Genomic DNA, 2,721 nt, shown 5'->3' with positions numbered 1-2,721 from the left:
GCGACAATGCCCGGATGCGTGCTGAGCGCGTTCAAAGCTCATGCAAGCTCGCCGCCGGCTCGGCGCGCGCGGCGCGGCGCGCAGGGAAGTGCGCCACAAGGAACACCGCCAACAGCAGTACGGCCAGGGCGATCCAAGTGGCCACGCCGAACGGCGCCACCTGCGCGCCGGAGAGCAGCGCGAACTGCTGCGCCAGCCACGGCGCCACCAGCAGCGACAGCACGATGCCGGCCAGCGCCAGCGCGAGGGTGCCGCCCAGCACCTCACCGTACAACCGGCGCGGACCGGCGCCCAGCGCGGAGCGGATCGCGGCGAGCCGTCTGCGCATCGCCAGATACAGGCGCAGGTGCGCGGCCACGCCGGACAGCGCGATGGCCCACGCGAACAGCGCGATGGCGAGGAATATCTGCGCCTGACGGGTTTGCTGTTGGGTCAGCCGCGCCAGCAGTTGTTGGCTGGATTCGATGCGGGTCACTTGCAAGGTCGGCGCCTGCCGCTGCAGGGTCGCATCCAGCGCGACGCGCAATGGCGCGGCGCGCGTGGCGGGCACAGCAGGGCTGATCAGCAGGGTTCCGCCCATGAGAGGGAAGAATGACTGGCCCGCGCGGAAATCGCTGATCGACACATGCGCGGCATCGTGGCTGGGGCCTTGCAGATACAGCGGCGCGATCACGCCGATGACGCGGGATGTACTGCCGTTCTGATCCATCGTGCCACCGACGGCGGCGCGCACGTGGCCAAACAAGGCACGCGCGGTGGCGGCATCGATCAGGACCGCTTGCGGATCGGGTCGGTGCGCAGCGAAATTACGCCCAGCCAACAGGTGCACACCCGCTACGGCGAGCCATGCGGGGTTTGCTGCATGGTCCGCGACCGAAGTGCTGCGTGTACCGGCATTGACGGAGTTGGGCGAGGACCCTGCATTTACTCTGGGTAGGGGGCCGGTCGCAAGCTGCGCGCCCGGCGCCACGCGCTGCATGGCATTTTTTAGCGCATCAAGCAGCAGCACTTGCGCCGGAAGCTTGGTGGATGACTTGGTCAAGGTCACCATCCCCGAGGCGTCGCTGGGCTTGCGACTGATATTCACGATCGTGGCTGGCGCGTGCAGCATGCCGAGCTTGGCATGTCGCTGCTGCCAGGCGTAGTGCAACGCCCAGGCCGCCGCGCAGCTCATCACCGCCGCCAGCAGCACCTCGGCCACCAGCACGCCGATGCCGATGCCGCGATCGGCGCGCGACAGCGCCACGCGGCTGCCGCCGTCGATGCGCTCGCGCTGCAGCAACACCAGCAGCGGCAAGGCCTCGGCCAGCACCACGACCAGCAGCAGCAGCGGCAGCGCCCACACCAGTTCGCCGGCCAGTGCCGGCAGGCTCAGGCTGGCCCACAGCGCGCTGTCGTGGCCGGTCAGCGCATGCAGCGCCCAGTAGCCCAGCGCGCTCAGCGCCGCGCTTGCCAGCAACAAGACCAGCGCCAGCACCGCCGTGCGCAGCACATAGCGCCGGCGCAGAAAAGCGCGCGTGGCGCCGAGCACGCGCTCGAGTTGCAGCACGTGCCGGCGCCGCACCAGCGCCAGCCAGCGCAGGGTGAACACGTTGATGGTGGCCAGTACCAGCGCCGCGAGGGACAGCGCCAGATACAGCGTGGTGCGGTGGGCGGCTTGCAGGCGCGCCTGCGGCGACAATGAAAACGGCGCGGACACCACCAGCCCTTGCTCGTCCTTGCCGCGCGCGTCTGCCGGCAGACGGTTCCATGCCTCATGCAGAACCGCATCGAGCTGGGGTCGCGACATCGAGACCGGCGCGCTGAGCACGGCCGGGATTCCGTAAATGCCGAAGGCCATCACTCCGTTATGCGGTTTGGCCGCCGTGCACATCGGGAAATGCTGACCACTGATTGCGGGCATCTGCGGGAGGGGCACCCATGCGCTTGCAGGCCGTTGCGTATCGAGCCCGGTGAAGGCATCAGGCACGACGCCCACCACGCGCAGCAGCGGGCCGGAGACGCCGGCATCGGCAGCCATGCGCAGGCTGCGCCCGATGGCCTGCGCGGGTGCACCGAACAGTTGTCGCGCCAGACCGGCGCTGAGCACGGCAACGGGCGCGCAGTCGACCACGTCACTGGCTTGCAGCAGACGTCCGGCCAGGGGCAAGACATGCAGGGCACGCATGTAGTCGCCCGTGGCCAGATCGACCCGCGCGCGGACGCTGCGCGCATCGGCTGCGATAGCGCGCAGCGATGCCTTCTGGTCGATGGTCATGCCCGCGACCACCGTTGGCGGCAGCAGCGGATTGAGTTGCGCGATGACGCTGCTGCCCATGGCGAAGCTCGGCCCGGTGCTGCGCATCACGCCCAGCGTGTAATAGCGATAGCCCGGCCCAGCGCCCGGGATGCCGGCGGTGTCCAGCACGCGCAGGCTGGCGAAGGCCAGTGCGCTGGCGGCGATGGCCAATGCCAGCAAGGCATAGGCGCCGATCTGCATCCAGGCGTTATTGCGCATCGCTGCCCCCTGTGTCCGTTGCGCCACAATCAGACTGACAAGCTGGCGCTGTCAATGGGCTGGCCGTGCCCTCGGCAAGTGCCGATACACGGCGCGCTGCGCAAGCGCGCACCCTCACCCGGCGCTGCGCGCCACCCTCTCCCGGTGGGAGAGGGGAATATGGGCACACCCGGCGCTGCGCGCCACCCTCTCCCGGTGGGAGAGGGGAATATGGGCACACCCGG

Annotated in this window: 1 protein-coding gene; it reads right to left on the bottom strand. The window is 69.3% G+C overall.

All coding sequences use genetic code 11. From position 1 onward, the window contains the following. Window positions 1-31: 31 nt before the first annotated feature. A complete protein-coding gene (locus tag ACYDAT_RS16090) occupies window positions 32-2,497 on the bottom strand; it encodes an ABC transporter permease (RefSeq protein ID WP_461451454.1) in 2,466 nt (821 codons plus the stop codon). Window positions 2,498-2,721: the final 224 nt, after the last annotated feature.

The organism is Metallibacterium sp., from assembly GCF_054637675.1.
The sequence above is the reverse complement of the archived record's forward strand: the minus strand, read 5'-3'. Positions and strand labels throughout refer to the sequence as shown.